Source organism: Streptomyces sp. NPDC059355 (assembly GCF_042752335.1).
Taxonomy (GTDB): Bacteria; Actinomycetota; Actinomycetes; order Streptomycetales; family Streptomycetaceae; genus Streptomyces.
The window spans coordinates 1-15606 of the sequence record NZ_JBHYXN010000035.1; the positions used below are offsets into that span (position 1 = coordinate 1).

At 73.5% G+C, this 15606-nt stretch carries 13 protein-coding genes and 1 rRNA gene; 7 read left to right on the top strand and 7 right to left on the bottom strand.

Annotation, left to right across the window (positions count from 1 at the left end; translation table 11 throughout):
• Positions 1 to 81: ribosomal RNA gene (rrf, locus tag ACFXGI_RS27845) — 5S ribosomal RNA — on the top strand; the annotation flags it as partial.
• 306 nt (positions 82 to 387) lie between these two features.
• Here rrf and ACFXGI_RS27850 read toward each other — a convergent pair.
• From ACFXGI_RS27850 to ACFXGI_RS27870, 5 genes are read right to left on the bottom strand one after another with little or no spacing between them, the layout of a single operon-like run.
• A complete protein-coding gene (locus ACFXGI_RS27850) occupies positions 388 to 1698 on the bottom strand; it encodes a DUF58 domain-containing protein (RefSeq protein WP_384712144.1) in 1311 nt (436 codons plus the stop codon).
• On the bottom strand, positions 1698 to 2660 hold the full coding sequence (locus ACFXGI_RS27855; RefSeq protein WP_384712146.1) for an AAA family ATPase: 963 nt from the start codon (positions 2658 to 2660) through the stop codon (positions 1698 to 1700). The genes ACFXGI_RS27850 and ACFXGI_RS27855 overlap by 1 nt, the downstream gene beginning before the upstream one ends.
• The gene (locus tag ACFXGI_RS27860) at positions 2657 to 3991 is read right to left on the bottom strand and encodes a DUF4350 domain-containing protein (protein WP_384712149.1); all 1335 of its coding nucleotides are present in this window, start codon (positions 3989 to 3991) and stop codon (positions 2657 to 2659) included. Before ACFXGI_RS27860 ends, ACFXGI_RS27855 begins: the two co-directional genes overlap by 4 nt.
• The gene (locus ACFXGI_RS27865; RefSeq protein WP_384712152.1) at positions 3988 to 4668 is read right to left on the bottom strand and encodes a DUF4129 domain-containing protein; all 681 of its coding nucleotides are present in this window, start codon (positions 4666 to 4668) and stop codon (positions 3988 to 3990) included. The genes ACFXGI_RS27860 and ACFXGI_RS27865 overlap by 4 nt, the downstream gene beginning before the upstream one ends.
• Positions 4669 to 4675: 7 nt before the next feature.
• Positions 4676 to 5971 carry a hypothetical protein gene (locus ACFXGI_RS27870; protein WP_384712154.1) on the bottom strand — a complete coding sequence of 432 codons (1296 nt, stop codon included), beginning with the start codon at positions 5969 to 5971 and terminating at the stop codon, positions 4676 to 4678.
• Between the two features lie 396 nt (positions 5972 to 6367).
• On the opposite strand from ACFXGI_RS27870, the gene mtrA reads away from it, so the two are divergent.
• From mtrA to ACFXGI_RS27900, 6 genes are all read left to right on the top strand, one after another.
• The gene (gene mtrA, locus ACFXGI_RS27875) at positions 6368 to 7057 is read left to right on the top strand and encodes a two-component system response regulator MtrA (protein ID WP_189973359.1); all 690 of its coding nucleotides are present in this window, start codon (positions 6368 to 6370) and stop codon (positions 7055 to 7057) included.
• 70 nt (positions 7058 to 7127) lie between these two features.
• Complete coding sequence (mtrB, locus tag ACFXGI_RS27880) at positions 7128 to 9083, top strand: MtrAB system histidine kinase MtrB (RefSeq protein WP_384712158.1); 1956 nt, start codon at positions 7128 to 7130, stop codon at positions 9081 to 9083.
• The gene (locus ACFXGI_RS27885; RefSeq protein WP_384712161.1) at positions 9073 to 10929 is read left to right on the top strand and encodes an LpqB family beta-propeller domain-containing protein; all 1857 of its coding nucleotides are present in this window, start codon (positions 9073 to 9075) and stop codon (positions 10927 to 10929) included. The genes mtrB and ACFXGI_RS27885 overlap by 11 nt, the downstream gene beginning before the upstream one ends.
• An 88-nt stretch (positions 10930 to 11017) precedes the next feature.
• Positions 11018 to 11770: a ComF family protein gene (locus ACFXGI_RS27890; protein WP_384712164.1), complete on the top strand. Its 753-nt coding sequence runs from the start codon at positions 11018 to 11020 to the stop codon at positions 11768 to 11770.
• Between the two features lie 262 nt (positions 11771 to 12032).
• The gene (gene hpf, locus ACFXGI_RS27895; protein ID WP_384712308.1) at positions 12033 to 12728 is read left to right on the top strand and encodes a ribosome hibernation-promoting factor, HPF/YfiA family; all 696 of its coding nucleotides are present in this window, start codon (positions 12033 to 12035) and stop codon (positions 12726 to 12728) included.
• 199 nt (positions 12729 to 12927) lie between these two features.
• Positions 12928 to 13629: a response regulator gene (locus ACFXGI_RS27900; protein WP_384712167.1), complete on the top strand. Its 702-nt coding sequence runs from the start codon at positions 12928 to 12930 to the stop codon at positions 13627 to 13629.
• Between the two features lie 2 nt (positions 13630 to 13631).
• Here the strand turns inward: ACFXGI_RS27900 and ACFXGI_RS27905 are convergent, their stop codons facing one another.
• Positions 13632 to 14828 carry a winged helix-turn-helix domain-containing protein gene (locus ACFXGI_RS27905; RefSeq protein WP_384712169.1) on the bottom strand — a complete coding sequence of 399 codons (1197 nt, stop codon included), beginning with the start codon at positions 14826 to 14828 and terminating at the stop codon, positions 13632 to 13634.
• Positions 14829 to 14837: 9 nt separating this feature from the next.
• Positions 14838 to 15419, bottom strand: a complete 582-nt coding sequence (locus ACFXGI_RS27910; protein WP_384712172.1) for a GNAT family N-acetyltransferase — start codon at positions 15417 to 15419, stop codon at positions 14838 to 14840.
• Positions 15420 to 15606: the final 187 nt, after the last annotated feature.

The following is a 15606-nucleotide window of genomic DNA, read 5'->3' on the forward strand; positions in this document are numbered from 1 at the left end:
ATTTCGAACCCGGAAGCTAAGCCTTTCAGCGCCGATGGTACTGCAGGGGGGACCCTGTGGGAGAGTAGGACGCCGCCGAACAATCATTGTAGAAAAGCCCCGTACCGGGTATCCGGTACGGGGCTTTTCTGCGTTTAGGGGCCCGTTCGGCCTGGAAGTGATCCGGCTCCGCTTTCTTCACCAGTCGGCGGGGTAGCTCTTGAGGCTGATGGTGTCGAGCGTCCAGCGGCTGGTGGTGACGGTGTCCCCGAACGTGGCCTTCGGGGACTTTGGCCGAGCCCGTGAGCGGATCGCCCATGTTCGTGTCGTTGAGGGCCATGACCTCGGGTGTCTGGGCCATGCGGCGCAGCTGCTCGGGGGTGAGGCCGGCCATGGTGAATCGGGAGTCTAGAGGCGGCCGGCGGCCTTCAGGGACAGGTAGGCGTCGGCCAGGGCCGGGGCCAGGGCGTCCGGGGTGGCGTCGACGACGTGGACTCCGTGGCGGGACAGCTGGTCCGCGGTGCGGCGGCGGGTGGCCTGGGACTGGGTGCCGGCCGCGGCCTCGTAGACCGCGTCGAGCGTGCCGCGGGACCGGGTCATCTCCTCGACGCGGGGATCCGCCACCGAGGCCAGCAGGACCGTGTGGCGCTGGGTGAGGCGGGGGAGGAGCGGGAGCAGGCCTTCCTCTGTCGGGGCGGCGTCCAGGCTCGTCAGGAGGACCACCAGGGACCGGCGCGGGGCGTTGCGGAGGATGGTGGAGACCAGCGTGCGGGCGTCGGTTTCGACGAGTTCCGGTTCCAGCGTGGCCATGGCGTCGACGAAGGCGGGCAGGACGTCGCCGGCCGCGCGGCCCTGGACCTGCGCGCGGGTGCGGCGGTCGTGGGCCAGCAGGTCGACGCGGTCACCGGCGCGGGAGGCGAGGGCGGCCAGCAGCAGGGCCGCGTCCATGGCCGAGTCCAGGCGGGGGGCGTCGCCGACGCGGCCCGCCGACGTACGGCCGGTGTCCAGGCAGATCAGGATGTGCCGGTCGCGTTCCGGACGCCAGGTCCGTACGGCGACCTTGTGCCGGCGCGCGGTGGCCCGCCAGTCGATGGAGCGGGTGTCGTCGCCGGGGACGTAGTCGCGGAGGCTGTCGAACTCGGTGCCCTCGCCGCGGGTCAGGACGCTCGTACGGCCGTCCAGTTCGCGCAGGCGGGCCAGGCGCGAGGGGAGGTGCTTGCGGCTGGTGAAGGGCGGCAGGACCCGGACCGTCCAGGGGACGGTGTGCGTGCCCTGGCGGGCGAGCAGGCCGAGCGGCCCGTACGAGCGGACCGTCACGCGGTCGGCCCGCCGGTCCCCGCGGCGGGTGGGGAGCAGCCGGGTCGTGATCCGGCGGCGTTCCCCGGCCGGGATCGCGAGCGTGTGCCGGGAGGCGCCGGTCTCGGTGCCCGGGAGCCAGCTGCTGGGGGGCCAGGCGTCGCGGATCCGGGCGCGCAGTGGGCGGGTCCCCGGGTTGGCGACGGTGAGGTGGACCTCGGCGGGCTCGCCGAGGCGGACGGAGGTGTCACCCGAGCGGGTGAAGGTGAGGCTTCGGACCGGGGCCGCGAGGGCGTAGTCGACGGCGCAGGCCAGGGCGAGGGTGCCGTTGACGGCGAGCATCCCCGTCCAGCTCGGTTCGAGGATGCCGACGGGGAGGCTGCCGAGGGCCGCCAGCAGGGCGGCGCGTCCGGTGAGGGCCATCAGCGCGGGACGGGGACGTGGGACAGGATCGCGGTGATGACGGCGTCGGCCGTGACCCCTTCCATCTCGGCCTCCGGGCGGAGCTGGACGCGGTGGCGCAGGGTCGGCAGTGCGAGGGCCTTGACGTCGTCGGGGGTGACGTAGTCGCGGCCGGTGAGCCAGGCCCAGGCCCGGGCGGTGGCCAGCAGGGCGGTCGCGCCGCGCGGGGAGACGCCGAGGGTGAGGGAGGGCGATTCGCGGGTGGCGCGGCAGACGTCGACGACGTACCCGGCGATCTCCGGGGAGACGGACACCTTGGCGACGGCCTCGCGGGCGGCTTCGAGCTCGGCCGGGCCGGCGACGGGGCGCAGGCCCGCGGCGTGCAGGTCGCGGGGGTTGAAGCCGGCCGCGTGCCGGGTCAGTACGCCGATCTCGTCCTCGCGGGAGGGGAGGGGCACGGTGAGCTTGAGCAGAAAGCGGTCGAGCTGGGCCTCGGGGAGGGGGTAAGTGCCCTCGTACTCGACGGGGTTCATCGTGGCGGCGACGAGGAACGGCTCGGGCAGCTTGCGCGGGGTGCCGTCGACGGTGACCTGGCGCTCCTCCATGGCCTCGAGGAGGGAGGACTGGGTCTTGGGCGGGGTCCGGTTGATCTCGTCCGCGAGGAGGAGGTTGGTGAAGACCGGGCCGTTCTGGAAGGAGAACTCGGCGGTGCGGGCGTCGTAGACGAGCGAGCCGGTGACGTCGCTGGGCATCAGGTCCGGGGTGAACTGGACGCGCTTGGTGTCGAGTTCGAGGGAGGCGGCGAGGGCCCGTACGAGGAGGGTCTTGGCGACGCCGGGTACGCCTTCGAGGAGGACGTGGCCGCGGCACAGGAGTGCGACGACGAGACCGGTGACGGCCGAGTCCTGGCCGACGACGGCCTTTCCGATCTCGGTGCGGATCGCTTCCAGGGAGGAGCGGGCGCTGTCCGTGGTGGCCGTCATGAGGTGCGGACCTCTCTTTCGAGGACGTCGAGGTGGTCGGCGAGCGCGACGAGCGCCGCGTCGGTGGCGGGAGTGGTGCCGAAGAGGAGGGCGGTCAGGTCCTGCTGCCGATCCGTCAGGCGACCGGACACGGCGGGGAGCAGGGCCGCGGGGTCGTGGGCCTGGGCGGGCGGTACGCCGACCAGGGCGGCCAGGCGTTCACGGGCGGCGGCGCGCAGCACGGTGGCGGCGCGGTCGCGGGCGTCGGCCCTGCGGTAGAGGCGTGCGCGGCCCTCGGTGGTCTCGGAGGCGCGGATGGCGACGGGCAGCTTCTCGGTGACGAGGGGTCCGAGTCGGCGGGCGCGCCAGAGGGCGGCGAGGGCGGCGGCGACGAAGAGCTGGAGGAAGGCCCAGCTCCAGCTGTGGGGGAGGAGGTCGAGGAAGCTCTGCTCCCGGGCGGGGTCCTCGTCCTGGACGTCGGTGAGGGAGGGCAGGTACCAGACGAGGTCGGGGCGGGAGCCGAGGAGTTGGAGGGCGAGGGAGGCGTTGCCCTCGGAGGCGAGCTTCTTGTTGAGGAGGATCGTCTCGGAGCCGAGGAGGACGGTGTCGCCGCCGGTGGTGCCGGTGGGGAGGACGAGGAGGGTGGGGTGGCCGCCGCTGGGGTAGCAGGCGGTGCCGGTGGCTCCGTCGGTGGTGTAGCGGTGGTCGCCGCCGGTGCCGGCGCGGCCGGCCGAGACGGCGGCGGGCAGGGCGCAGCCGGGGTCGAGGTCCTGGTCGAAGGCGGTGCCCTTGGTGCGGGCGGCGGGGGCCAGGTCGGGGAGGCTGAGGCTGCCGGGGGCGAGCAGGACGGTGCGGCCGCCGGAGAGGTCGATGGCGGAGCGGATGGCGCGCAGCTGGCTCTCGCCGAGCCGGTCGGGGTCGGTGACCAGCAGGGTGGTGCCGGGGCCGGCCGCGGCGGCGGCTTCGCGGGCGGTGGTGACGACGCGGGTGGTGACTCCGCGGGCCTGGAGGAGCTCGGCCACGGCCCGGCTGCCGTCGGGGTCGGCGGAGCGCGGGTCGAGCCGGCCGTGCCGGCTGCCGGATGCGAGGGCGGCGAGCGTGACGGCGGCGACGAGCAGGACGCCGAGGCAGATCAGGAAGCCGCGGCCCCGGCGCCACAGGGCGCCGGGTGTGGTGCCCGTGGCTGCCGTCCGGGTGGCTCGGTCGGGGGCTGCGCCCGGGGGCGGGGTGTCGGCCGTGGGCGCGCCGCGGCGGGCGCCGGGCGGCGCGGGGGTGTTCGCGGCCGGGCCGGGTGCGACGTGGGCGGTGTCCGGGGTTCTCGGGTCGTGGGTGCTCGGGTCGGGGGCCGTCATGACGGGGTGCCCGTCAGGAGGGGCTTCGTCCGGGTCAGGGCGAGGTCCAGGGTGCGCAGGTGGGCGTACATCTCGGCGTTGGCGGTGCGGCCGCCGTACGTGACGTCGTCGAAGGTGCGGGCCGCCGTGCGGAGGGCTTCGGCGTGGTCCGGGAGGGAGGCGGCGGCTTCGGCGGCGGCCTCGTCGGCGGTACGGCCGGGGCGCGGGTCGAGCACGGTGCGCTCCTCCAGGGAGCGGACGACGGCCCGCATGCGTTCCTGGACGGCGGCGGTCCAGCGGCTCTCGGCGGCGTACGCCTCGGCGGCGGTGCGGTGGTCGGCGGCGCTGCGCAGGCCGTTGCCGAACAGGGCGGCCGTGCCGGTGGCGGTCCGGCGGGGGGAGCCGAGCCGCCACCACAGGGCGGCGATGCCGAGGGCGACCAGGGCGGCGATCGCGACCAGGCCCAGGGTGCCGCCGGGGGTGGCGCCCGAGGCGTGGTCGAAGAGGTTGCCGACCCACTCCCAGAACCGGTCCAGGGCGCGCTGGAGCAGCCCCGGGTCGTCCTGGTGGTACAGCGGCTTGGACAGCTCGCGTTCGGCCGCCTCGCGGGCGGGATCGCGCGGTGTCGTCACCGGTGGTTTCTCCGCGGTGGGCAGGAGCGCCGCGGAGCGTGTGATGAGGCCCCCCGTACTCATCATCGGCGCATCAGCCTCCGGTCGGCGGTGCGGCCGGGTGCGAGCCGTAGTTCTCCAGGCCCGCCGCCCGGGCGAGCTCCAGGTCGAGGGCTTCGCGGCGGATGCGCTGGTCGACGTACAGGAGGACGGTGACGCCCGACTGGATCGGCATGGTGATGGTCTGGGCGATGACGGCGCCGACCGACGAGAGGATGAGCGCGGCCCAGCCGGTGGCGGCGGTGCCGTTCTCCAGGCCCGTCACTCCGCCGTCGGCGAGGCCGATCGCGAGCCCGACGGCCGCCAGCGGCCAGACGATGATGGCGGAGACGAAGGTGGTGATGAGGCCGGTCAGGGCGGTGATGCCGAAGATGCGCCACCAGGAGCCCTGGACGAGCCGCGAGGAGCGGCGCAGCGAGGTGGCCACGCTGCTCTTCTCCAGCATCAGGGCGGGCGAGGCCAGGCTGAACTTGATCCCGAGCCAGAGGATGAGCGGGAGGGCGGCGACGCCTCCGAGGAGGCCGAGGCCGAGGCTGCCCAGGGCGATGCCGGGCAGGAGCAGGACGCCGACGAGGACGGCGCCGCCGATGCCGAGCAGGAGGGTCAGCCCGAGCAGGCGGAGCAGCTGGGGGCGGGCCTCGCGCCAGGCGGTGCCGATGGTGGAGCTGTGGCCGAGCACGGCCCGGCTGAAGATCATCGTGAGCATGGCGGTGGCCACGATGGTGCCGATGAGCTGGATGAACGCGTTCGCGACCAGGGTGAGCATGCTGCCGCTGAGGGTGTCGACGAGTTCGCGCAGGCTCGCCTCGTCGCCGGAGGTGACGGGCAGGTCGGAGAGCGTGTACTTCTGCACGACCATGCTGATGACCTGGACGACGGTGGCCACGACCAGGGTGATCGGCAGGACCGAGCGCCAGTGGCTGCGCATGGTGGCGACGGCGCCGTCGAGGATCTCGCCCAGGTCCAGGGGGCGCAGCGGGATCACGCCGGGCTTGGCGGCCGGGGGCTTGCCCCACTGGCCGGGGGCGCCGGGGTGGCCGTAGTGGCCGCCCTGCGGGCCCTGTGGGCCGCCGTACGATCCCCAGCCCGTGCCTGTGCCCGGCTGAGGCTGCTGGGGCTGCTGGGGCGGGGTCTGGGGTGCCCGGGGGCTGCCGGGGCTGGACCACTCGCCGGGCGGCGGCTGCTCGGCGGACCACTTCGGCCCGCCGGCGGGGGGCTGCTGCGCGGGCGCCTGCGCGCCCTCGGTGCCGCCCTGGCCGCCGGGTGTGCCCGGCTGCTCGCCGTCGGACGGGGAGGGTCCGGGCGCGGCCCAGCCCGGGGAGTCGTTCATCGTCGCTCCTTCACGTGCACTGCGGGGGCGGGGGCGCCAGGGGGTGTCTTGTGGGCCGGGCCGGGCCCGCGGCGTCCGGTGCCTCGCCTCGCCGCGTTCTCGTCGGTCGCCGACGCTCCGCGTCGACTCCCTCCTCCGCCTTGCGATCCACGACACCGGACGTTGCTCCCTGATCCGGCCCGACCCACAAGACACCCCCTGTTCGGCTGCCATCGTGCCACGTGGGAACGTTGAGCGGACCGGCTGTCCCCCCGGATCTCCGGCGGCCCGCGCCTTCAATTGTCGCCCGGATACGGGGCAGACTGGTTGCGCTGGTCGCCACGCAGGTCCGAGGGGCGATTTCCAGCCCTTTTGGCTGTGGGACAGCTCACCGCCGGGTAACGATTGGCTAATGGGATGATGTCAAGCATGAAGGGACGAGTCCTTGTCGTCGACGACGACACCGCGCTGGCCGAGATGCTCGGCATTGTGCTGCGTGGAGAAGGTTTTGAGCCGTCGTTCGTAGCGGACGGTGACAAGGCGCTGGCTGCCTTCCGGGAGGCGAAGCCGGATCTCGTGCTGCTCGACCTCATGCTGCCCGGACGGGACGGCATAGAGGTCTGCAGGCTGATCCGGGCCGAATCAGGCGTGCCGATCGTCATGCTCACCGCCAAGAGCGACACGGTGGACGTGGTCGTGGGCCTGGAGTCCGGGGCCGACGACTACATCGTCAAGCCGTTCAAGCCGAAGGAGCTGGTGGCCCGCATCCGGGCCCGCCTGCGCCGGTCGGAGGAGCCCGCGCCCGAGCAGCTGGCCATCGGTGACCTGGTCATCGACGTGGCCGGGCACTCGGTCAAGCGCGACGGCGCCTCGATCGCCCTGACCCCGCTCGAGTTCGACCTGCTGGTCGCCCTCGCGCGCAAGCCCTGGCAGGTGTTCACCCGCGAGGTGCTGCTGGAGCAGGTCTGGGGCTACCGGCACGCGGCGGACACCCGCCTGGTGAACGTGCATGTGCAGCGGTTGCGCTCCAAGGTCGAGAAGGACCCGGAGCGCCCCGAGATCGTCGTGACGGTGCGCGGTGTCGGCTACAAGGCCGGACCGAGCTGACGTGCCGCCCGGCAGGCCCCACAGCGGCTCCCGCCGAGGAGTCCTGAGGGGAGGCCGGCAGCTTCGTCAGATGGCCGACGGAGCGCCGGGCGGCCCGGTGCTGCGGTTGTTCGTACGCCTCGTACGACGACCGCTGCTTCCGGCTGTCCGGCTGTGGCGGCGCAACATCCAGCTGCGCGTGGTCGCCGCGACGCTCCTGATGTCGCTGGCCGTGGTCCTCGCGCTGGGTTTCGTCGTGATCGCCCAGGTCAGCAAGGGGCTCCTCGACGCCAAGGAGGAGGCCGCGCAGAGCCAGGCGGCGGGCGGTTTCGCCGTCGCGCAGGAGAAGGCCAACACGCCCTCGGCCGTGGACGGGCCCGACGCCACCGACAACAAGGTCGGGCGGGACGCCAGTACCTGGATGAACTCGCTGGTCAAGCAGCTCGCCAGTGGCGGCCAGACCGCCTTCGAGGTGGTCGCGCTCGGCGCCGGCCCCGACGCCGGCGGGCAGCCGAGCGGGCCGTTCGTCTCGGGCGTCAAGGGCGCCCGCGCCTCCGGGAACGTGGACCCGACGGCGAGCGTTCCCGCGGCGCTGCGCCGGGACGTCAACCACGCGACCGGCACCTTCAAGACCTTCTCGCAGATCCGGTACACCGCCGGGTCCGGGGACAAGGCGCCCGAGCCCGCGCTGGTCGTGGGCAAGCGGCTCACCGACATCAACGGGGACCCGTACGACCTGTACTACCTCTTCCCGCTCACGCAGGAGGAGGAGTCCCTCAACCTCATCAAGGTCACCATCGCCACCGCGGGCGTGTTCGTGGTCGTGCTGCTCGGTGCGATCGCCTGGCTCGTCGTACGGCAGGTCGTGACGCCCGTGCGGATGGCCGCCGGGATCGCCGAGCGGCTCTCGGCCGGGCGGCTCCAGGAGCGGATGAAGGTCACGGGCGAGGACGACATCGCCCGTCTGGGCGAGGCCTTCAACAAGATGGCGCAGAACCTCCAGCTCAAGATCCAGCAGCTGGAGGACCTGTCGCGGATGCAGCGCCGGTTCGTCTCCGACGTCTCGCACGAGCTGCGCACGCCGCTGACGACCGTACGGATGGCAGCGGATGTCATCCACGACGCCCGGGTCGACTTCGACCCGATCACCGCCCGCTCCGCCGAGCTCCTCGCGGGCCAGCTCGACCGCTTCGAGTCGCTGCTCGCGGACCTGCTGGAGATCAGCCGGTTCGACGCGGGCGCCGCGGCCCTGGAGGCGGAGCCGATCGACCTGCGGGACGTCGTACGCCGGGTCATCGACGGCGCCGAGCCGCTCGCCGAGCACAAGGGCACCCGGATCCGGGTGCTGGGCGACACCCAGCCCGTCATAGCGGAGGCCGACTCCCGGCGCGTGGAGCGGGTGCTGCGCAATCTCGTCGTCAACGCCGTGGAGCACGGCGAGGGCCGCGACGTGGTGGTCCGGCTCGCTTCGGCGGGCGGGGCCGTGGCCGTGGCGGTGCGGGACTACGGGGTCGGGCTCAAGCCCGGCGAGGCCACCCGCGTCTTCAACCGCTTCTGGCGGGCCGACCCGGCACGGGCGCGTACGACGGGCGGTACGGGCCTGGGCCTGTCCATCGCCGTCGAGGACGCGCGGCTGCACGGCGGCTGGCTGCAGGCGTGGGGCGAGCCGGGCGGCGGTTCGCAGTTCCGGCTGACCCTGCCGCGGACCGCCGACGAGCCGCTGCGCGGGTCCCCGATCCCGCTGGAGCCGGAGGACTCCCGGGCCAACCGGGCCAGGGCCGCTGCCGAGGCGGCGGGCTCGCAGGCCTCCCCGAAGGCGCAGCAGGGCCCGGGCCGCGGCGACCGGTCGCCGATACCGCCCCGGTCGGCGGTGGCCGGTGCGCTGCCGGTGCCCGCGGACCCGACGGCCCTGCCGGGCAGCGGGGCCCGGGTCGTGGCCCGCCCGGCCGATCCCGATCAGGCGGCGGCGGACCAGGTGGCGGGCGAGCGCGCCGCCGGCGCCGAGCAGTCAGCATCAGCACAGGAGGATGGCGCAGGTGGACGCTGAGCCCGCACGGGTGCGCAGGGACGGCCGCCGCCGCCGGTGGCGGACGGTGCGGGCGTACGCCTTCGGAGCGGCCGGGCTGCTGCTGGCGGGCTGCGCCTCCATGCCCGACCACGGCGAGATCCGCGAGGTGAAGGCCTCGCAGGGCGTCGACTCGCAGGTGCGGGTGTTCGGGGTGCCGCCGGCCGACAAGGCCGGTCCGGCCGACATCGTCGACGGCTTCCTGGAGGCCATGACCAGCGACGACCCGCAGCTGCAGACCGCCCGCAAGTACCTCACCGAGGAGGCGGCGAAGAACTGGAAGCCCGGTTCCGCCGTCACCGTGCTCTCCGCGGGCATCGACCGGTTCTCCGTGGGCAACGAGAAGGACGCGCCGGGCCCCCGCTGGAAGATGACCGGCAAGAAGCTCGCGACGGTGGACGAGCGCAGCGCCTACCAGCCGGAGCCCGCGGGCCGCCGCTACGAGGAGTACCTCCAGCTGGTCCAGGAGAACAAGCAGTGGCGGATCGCGACGCCGCCGAGCGGCCTCGTGCTCAGCGAGTCCGACTTCCAGCGCATCTACATGCCGGTCAACAAGTACTACTTCGCGGGCGGCGCCCTCGTCGCCGACCCGGTGTACGTGCGCCAGCGCAGCGACCCCGACTCGCGGATGGACCCGACCACGCAGACCGTGCAGTCGCTGCTGGCCGGCCCGTCCAAGTGGCTGGGGCCCGTGGTCACTTCGAGCTTCCCGACCGGCACCGAGCTGCGGGAGGGCACCAAGTCCCTGACGTACGACGGCCAGAACGTGCTGAAGGTGCCGCTCAACGACAAGGTCGACAACGTCGCGCAGCCGCAGTGCGAGAAGATGGCCGCGCAACTCATGTACACCGTGCAGGATCTGACGTCCTCCCGGATGGCGCGGGTCGAGCTGCTGCGCTCGGACCGTTCCTCGCTGTGCTCGGTGACCGAGCCGACCGCGGCGGGGATCGCCCACCGGCCGCAGGGGCCGGAGTACCAGTACTACGTCGACGGCGAGGGCCGGTTCGTCCGGATGAAGCTCGACGTCACCAGTGAGGACCAGCAGTACAAGCCGGAGCCGGTGCCGGGGCCGCTGTCGCCCAGCGCCGGGAACCCCGGGTCCAAGGTGGGCTCCGCGGCCGTCTCGTACGACGAGAAGCGCGCGGCCGTGGTCTCCGAGGACGGGCACGGGCTGTACCTGGTGAACCTGACGACGGCCGGGCCCATGCCGCAGCCGGTGCTGACCGGCAAGGGCGCCAAGCCGAACGGGCTGGGCACGCCGAGCTGGGACGCGGCGGGCGACGTGTGGATCGCGGACCAGGATCCGGCGGATCCGGCGCTGTACCGGGTGCCGGGCGGGACCGGGATCCCGCAGAAGATCGACGTGGCCGGGCTGGACGGTGGGCGGATCACCGCGCTGAAGGCTTCGCCGGACGGGGTGCGGATCGCGCTGCTGGTGCAGTCGGGGAACAGCAAGAACCTGTACATCGGGCGGATCGAGCGGCCCGAGGGCAAGGGGGACGCGGCGCCGGTGTCGGTGCGCGAGCTGCGCCCGGCGGCCCCGCAGATGGCGAGCGTGACGGCGCTGAGCTGGGCGCCGCGCGGCCGGCTGCTGGTGGTGGGCCGGGAGAACGGCGGGGTCGTGCAGGCCCGGTACATGCTGGCCGACGGCTCGATGGTCGCGGCGAGCCTGCCCGGGGCGACGGGGCTGGACGCGGTCGCGGCGACGGAGGACGAGAAGAAGCCGGTGGTCGCGCACTCGGACGAGGACGGGATCGTGTGGCTGCCGCCGGGGGCGCAGTGGCGCACGGTGGCGCCGGGCGGCCGGGCCCCGGTATACCCCGGCTGACCTGCCCTTTTCATCGCCGCTTTCGCGGTGCGCCGCACGTTGTCCACAGGGGTGGCGGGGTGCGCGGGCGGCCCGGCACAGTGGACGGATGCGGGGGTGGTGGCAGGAGCTCGCCGGGCTGGTCCTGCCGGCCGGCTGCGGAGGCTGCGGGGTTGCCCGGGTGCTGCTGTGCCCCGGCTGCGCGCAGGCGCTGAGCGGGGCCGCGGCGGGCCGTGTGCGGCCCTCTCCGCGGCCCGCGGGGCTGCCCGCGGTGTATGCGGCCGCCGCGTACGAGGGCGCGGTACGGGAGGTCGTACTGGCGCACAAGGAGCGCGGGGCGCTGCCGCTGGCCGGGCCGCTCGGCGCCGCCCTGGCGGTGGCCGTCGACAGGGCGGCCGGCGCGGGCGGGGGTGCCGTGGCGGCGGCGGAGGAGCTGGTCCTCGTCCCCGTGCCCTCGGCGCGCCGGCAGGTGCGGGCGCGCGGGCACGATCCGGCGCGCAGAACGGCTCTGGCGGCCGCGGCGCGGCTGCGGCGGGCCGGTGTCCCCGCGCGGGTGGCGTCCGTACTGCGCCAGCTCCGGCCGGTGGCCGACCAGGCGGGCCTGGGGGCCCGGGAGCGCCGGGAGAACCTCACAGGGGCGCTGGGGGTGCGCGGCGGGGGCTGGCAGCCGTTTCCGGCCACGGCGCGGATCGTGCTGGTGGACGACCTGATCACCACCGGAGCCACGCTCGCGGAGGCGGCCCGGGCGCTGCGGGCGGCGTCGGTCGGGCCGGTGGCGGGGGCGGCCGTGGTGGCCGCTCCGGCAGGATCCTTCGTAGGAAATCGGTCGACAACCCGTACAGAGCAACGCTCTTGTGAATAGATTTGGAACTGTTGGGGAAGGCGCATCGTTGCAGGTAGTAAGAGAGAACAGCCACCTGAACGGAGGTACGGTCCGGTAGCGGGTGCCGACAACCGGCATGGAGGGATATGTTCGGTTGTAAGGAACTGGCGAGTCCTGGTCACACGCACCGGATCGAGAGGTGAATGTCGCCAAGTCCGTGGCTCCGGTGTTCACCGGGGCCTGGTGCGAAAGGGAGACGCTTCGCCCCATGAGGCGGAGCTATCCGGGAACGGAGTTCTGCGTGGACATCGTCGTCAAGGGCCGCAAGACCGAGGTGCCCGAGCGGTTCCGCAAGCACGTGGCCGAGAAGCTGAATCCCGAGCGGATCCAGAAGCTCGACGCCAAGGTGATCAGCTTGGACGTCGAGGTGTCCAAGGAGCACAACCCGCGCCAGGCCGACCGTTCCGACCGCGTGGAGATCACCCTGCGTTCGCGGGGCCCCGTGGTCCGCGCCGAAGCCGCCGCCACCGACCCGTACGCGGCGCTCGACCTGGCACAGGAGAAGCTGGAGGCGCAGCTGCGCAAGCAGCACGACAAGCGCTACACCCGCCGCGGCAACGGCCGTCTCTCGGCGGCCGAGGTCGCCGACGCGGTTCCCGGCGTGGCCCGGCTCAACGGCAGCGGCCAGCCGGTCACGGAGGAGCCGGGGGACGCGATCCCGACCACTCGGATCGGATCGCTGGAAGTACAGGGCGAAGGCCCGCTCATCGTCCGCGAGAAGACGCACTCCGCGGCACCCATGCCGCTCGACCAGGCGCTGTACGAAATGGAACTGGTCGGCCATGACTTCTATCTGTTCGTCGACTCCGACACCAAGATGCCGAGCGTCGTCTACCGGCGCCACGGCTATGACTACGGCGTGATCCACCTCAATGCCGACGAGGCCTCCAGCTCGGCCGAGCCCGGTGCGGGCGCGGGCGGGGCGCTCGGCGGCTGATGCCGCGTCCTGATTTTCGGTGAAGTGCCCCCGGGGATGCCGCGGCGTCTCCGGGGGCCCCTGTATGACTCGTATGCGCCAGGTGGCCGTCGTGGGCTCCCCGGCGGGTGGCGCGGGCATGGAATCATGGCGGGCAGTCAACCGGCCGGAGTTCCGGTCCGGTTGACCCGGCAGCTCGGTACATGCAGGGGGAGGAACGATGGCGGACAGCTTCGGGTCGGTGCGCGGTGATGGCGGCGGCGAGCCGATCCGGGTGCTCGTCGTCGACGACCACGCCCTGTTCCGGCGCGGGCTGGAGATCGTCCTCGCGCAGGAGGAGGACATCCAGGTCGTCGGCGAGGCGGGGGACGGCGCGGAGGCGGTGGACAAGGCGGCGGACCTGCTGCCGGACATCGTGCTCATGGACGTGCGGATGCCCCGGCGCGGCGGGATCGAGGCGTGCACCTCGATCAAGGAGGTGGCCCCCTCCGCGAAGATCATCATGCTGACGATCAGCGACGAGGAGGCGGACCTCTACGACGCGATCAAGGCGGGCGCCACGGGGTACCTCCTGAAGGAGATCTCGACCGACGAGGTGGCGACGGCGATCCGCGCGGTGGCCGACGGGCAGTCGCAGATCAGCCCGTCGATGGCGTCGAAGCTCCTGACCGAGTTCAAGTCGATGATCCAGCGGACGGACGAGCGGCGGCTGGTGCCGGCGCCGCGTTTGACGGACCGCGAGCTGGAAGTCCTCAAGCTGGTGGCGACCGGGATGAACAACCGTGACATCGCCAAGCAGTTGTTCATCTCCGAGAACACCGTGAAGAACCACGTCCGCAACATCCTGGAGAAGCTCCAGCTGCACTCCAGGATGGAGGCCGTGGTCTACGCGATGCGGGAGAAGATCCTAGAGATCCGCTGAGGTCAGAGGGCCGCCAGCGCCGCCGTGACCGCGGCGGCCTCCTCGGGGGAGCCCGCGCGCTCGACGCGGACGGCGTCGCAGCCCACCCACTCCGCCGCCTCGCGCAGCGCCTGCGCCATCGGGCGTGCCGCCTTGGGGGTGGTCAGGGAGAGCTGCCGGGCCACCAGCGTCGTGCCCTCGCGGGCCGGGTCGACCCGGCCCTGCAGCCGCCCGCCCGCCAGCAGCGGCATCGCGAAGTACCCGTGTATCCGCTTGGGCTTGGGGACGTACGCCTCCAGCCGGTGCGTGAAGCCGAAGATCCGCTCCGTGCGCGGCCGGTCCCAGACCAGGGAGTCGAACGGGGAGAGCAGGGTGGTGCGGTGGCGGCCGCGGGGGGCCGTCGCCAGTGCGGACGGGTCGGCCCAGGCCGGCTTCGTCCAGCCCTCGACCTCGACGGGGACCAGCCCCGAGTCGGCGATCACCGCGTCGACCTGCTCGCCCTTGAGGCGGTGGTAGTCCGCGATGTCGGCGCGGGTGCCCACGCCCAGGCTCTGCCCGGCCAGCGTCACCAGGCGGCGCAGGCACTCGCGGTCGTCCAGGTCGTCGTGGAGCAGGGCGTCCGGTACCGCCCGCTCGGGCAGGTCGTAGACGCGCTTCCAGCCGCGGCGCTCGGCGCAGACCACCTCGCCGGTGTCCAGCAGCCACTCCACCGCGATCTTGGTCTCGGACCACTCGAACCACTCGCCGCCGTTCTTGGCGCCGCCCAGCTCGGTCGAGGTCAGCGGGCCGTCGGCCTTGAGGCGGTCCAGGACCGCCCGCGTCGAGCGCTCCTTGTCCTGCAGGATGTGCCACCGGTGGCCGCGGGCGCGGCGGGAGCGGCGCCGGAACGCGAAGTGCGGCCACTCCTCGATCGGCAGGATGCAGGCCGCGTGCGACCAGTACTCGAAGGCGTGGCCGCCCGACCAGTACGCCGACTCCACCGCCGGCCGGCCCACCGCGCCCAGGCGCGCGTACGGGATCAGCTCGTGCGAGCGGGCGAGTACGGAGATGGTGTCCAGCTGGACGGCGCCCAGGTGGCGCAGGACTCCCCGCACCCTCCCCCCGGCTCCGCCGGGGGTACCCCCGCCCCGGCGGTCGGGCGCCCCGAGGAAGCCCTGCGCGCGCAGGGCGATCCGGCGCGCTTCGTCGGCGGACAGGGACACGGAAGGTGCGAGCGTCATGCCCGCAGCCTAGGGGCGCCCACTGACAGCGGGCAGGTACGGCAGCGAGGGGGCCAGGCCCAGGTCCGCGGGCAGCAGGGCGCCGACCCAGGAGTCCCGCGCGGTGCCGCCGCGGAGCACCGCGGCCCGCAGTACGCCCTCGAAGCGGAAGCCGGTCTTCTCCGCGACGGCCCGGGAGCCCGTGTTGCCGACCTCGGCGCGCCATTCCAGCCGTACGGCGCCGACCTCGGTGAAGGCCCAGCGGGAGACTGCGGCGACGGCCTCGGCCATGTAGCCGCGGCCCCGGTGCTCCTTCGCCGCCCAGTAGCCGATCTCGTACGAGCCCTGCCCGCGCACGTGCACGCCGACCGCCGCGACCAGCGGGCCGTCCGCCCCGAGGCGGACCGCGAAGCTGTACGCGGTGTCCTCGCGCCAGCCGGCGGGGACGGTCTCCAGGACGAAGCCGCGCGCGTGCTCGCGCGAGTAGGGGGAGGGGACCATCGTCCAGCGCTGGATCTCCGGGTCCTGCACCGCGGTGTACACCTCCTCCTCGTCCGCGGGGACGAAGGGGCGCAAACTCAGCCGGGCCGTGTTCAGTGTCGTGGGCTCCATGTACGGATTCTGCGGGGCCGGGGCGGGTCGGGCGAGCAGTTTTCGGGCAAGACGTGTCGGGGACACCGGCACCTTCCGGGTACCTCGTACGTTCTCCTTCTGGGCGCCCGTGCCCTGCGGGATGCGGCGGGCCTCCCGGCGCGGCCGCGTCCTCGCTTACGATGGCCGTTGCGGTGGGGCCCACCCT

Excerpts from the sequence above, each read along its gene's own strand:
- ACFXGI_RS27850 (WP_384712144.1), bottom strand. The coding sequence starts at position 1,698 with ATGGCCCTCACCGGACGCGCCGCCCTGCTGGCGGCCCTCGGCAGCCTC.
- ACFXGI_RS27855 (WP_384712146.1), bottom strand. The coding sequence starts at position 2,660 with ATGACGGCCACCACGGACAGCGCCCGCTCCTCCCTGGAAGCGATCCGC.
- ACFXGI_RS27860 (WP_384712149.1), bottom strand. The coding sequence starts at position 3,991 with ATGACGGCCCCCGACCCGAGCACCCACGACCCGAGAACCCCGGACACC.
- ACFXGI_RS27865 (WP_384712152.1), bottom strand. The coding sequence starts at position 4,668 with ATGATGAGTACGGGGGGCCTCATCACACGCTCCGCGGCGCTCCTGCCC.
- ACFXGI_RS27870 (WP_384712154.1), bottom strand. The coding sequence starts at position 5,971 with ATGAACGACTCCCCGGGCTGGGCCGCGCCCGGACCCTCCCCGTCCGAC.
- mtrA (WP_189973359.1), top strand. The coding sequence starts at position 6,368 with ATGATGTCAAGCATGAAGGGACGAGTCCTTGTCGTCGACGACGACACC.
- mtrB (WP_384712158.1), top strand. The coding sequence starts at position 7,128 with ATGGCCGACGGAGCGCCGGGCGGCCCGGTGCTGCGGTTGTTCGTACGC.
- ACFXGI_RS27890 (WP_384712164.1), top strand. The coding sequence starts at position 11,018 with ATGCGGGGGTGGTGGCAGGAGCTCGCCGGGCTGGTCCTGCCGGCCGGC.
- ACFXGI_RS27900 (WP_384712167.1), top strand. The coding sequence starts at position 12,928 with ATGGCGGACAGCTTCGGGTCGGTGCGCGGTGATGGCGGCGGCGAGCCG.
- ACFXGI_RS27905 (WP_384712169.1), bottom strand. The coding sequence starts at position 14,828 with ATGACGCTCGCACCTTCCGTGTCCCTGTCCGCCGACGAAGCGCGCCGG.
- ACFXGI_RS27910 (WP_384712172.1), bottom strand. The coding sequence starts at position 15,419 with ATGGAGCCCACGACACTGAACACGGCCCGGCTGAGTTTGCGCCCCTTC.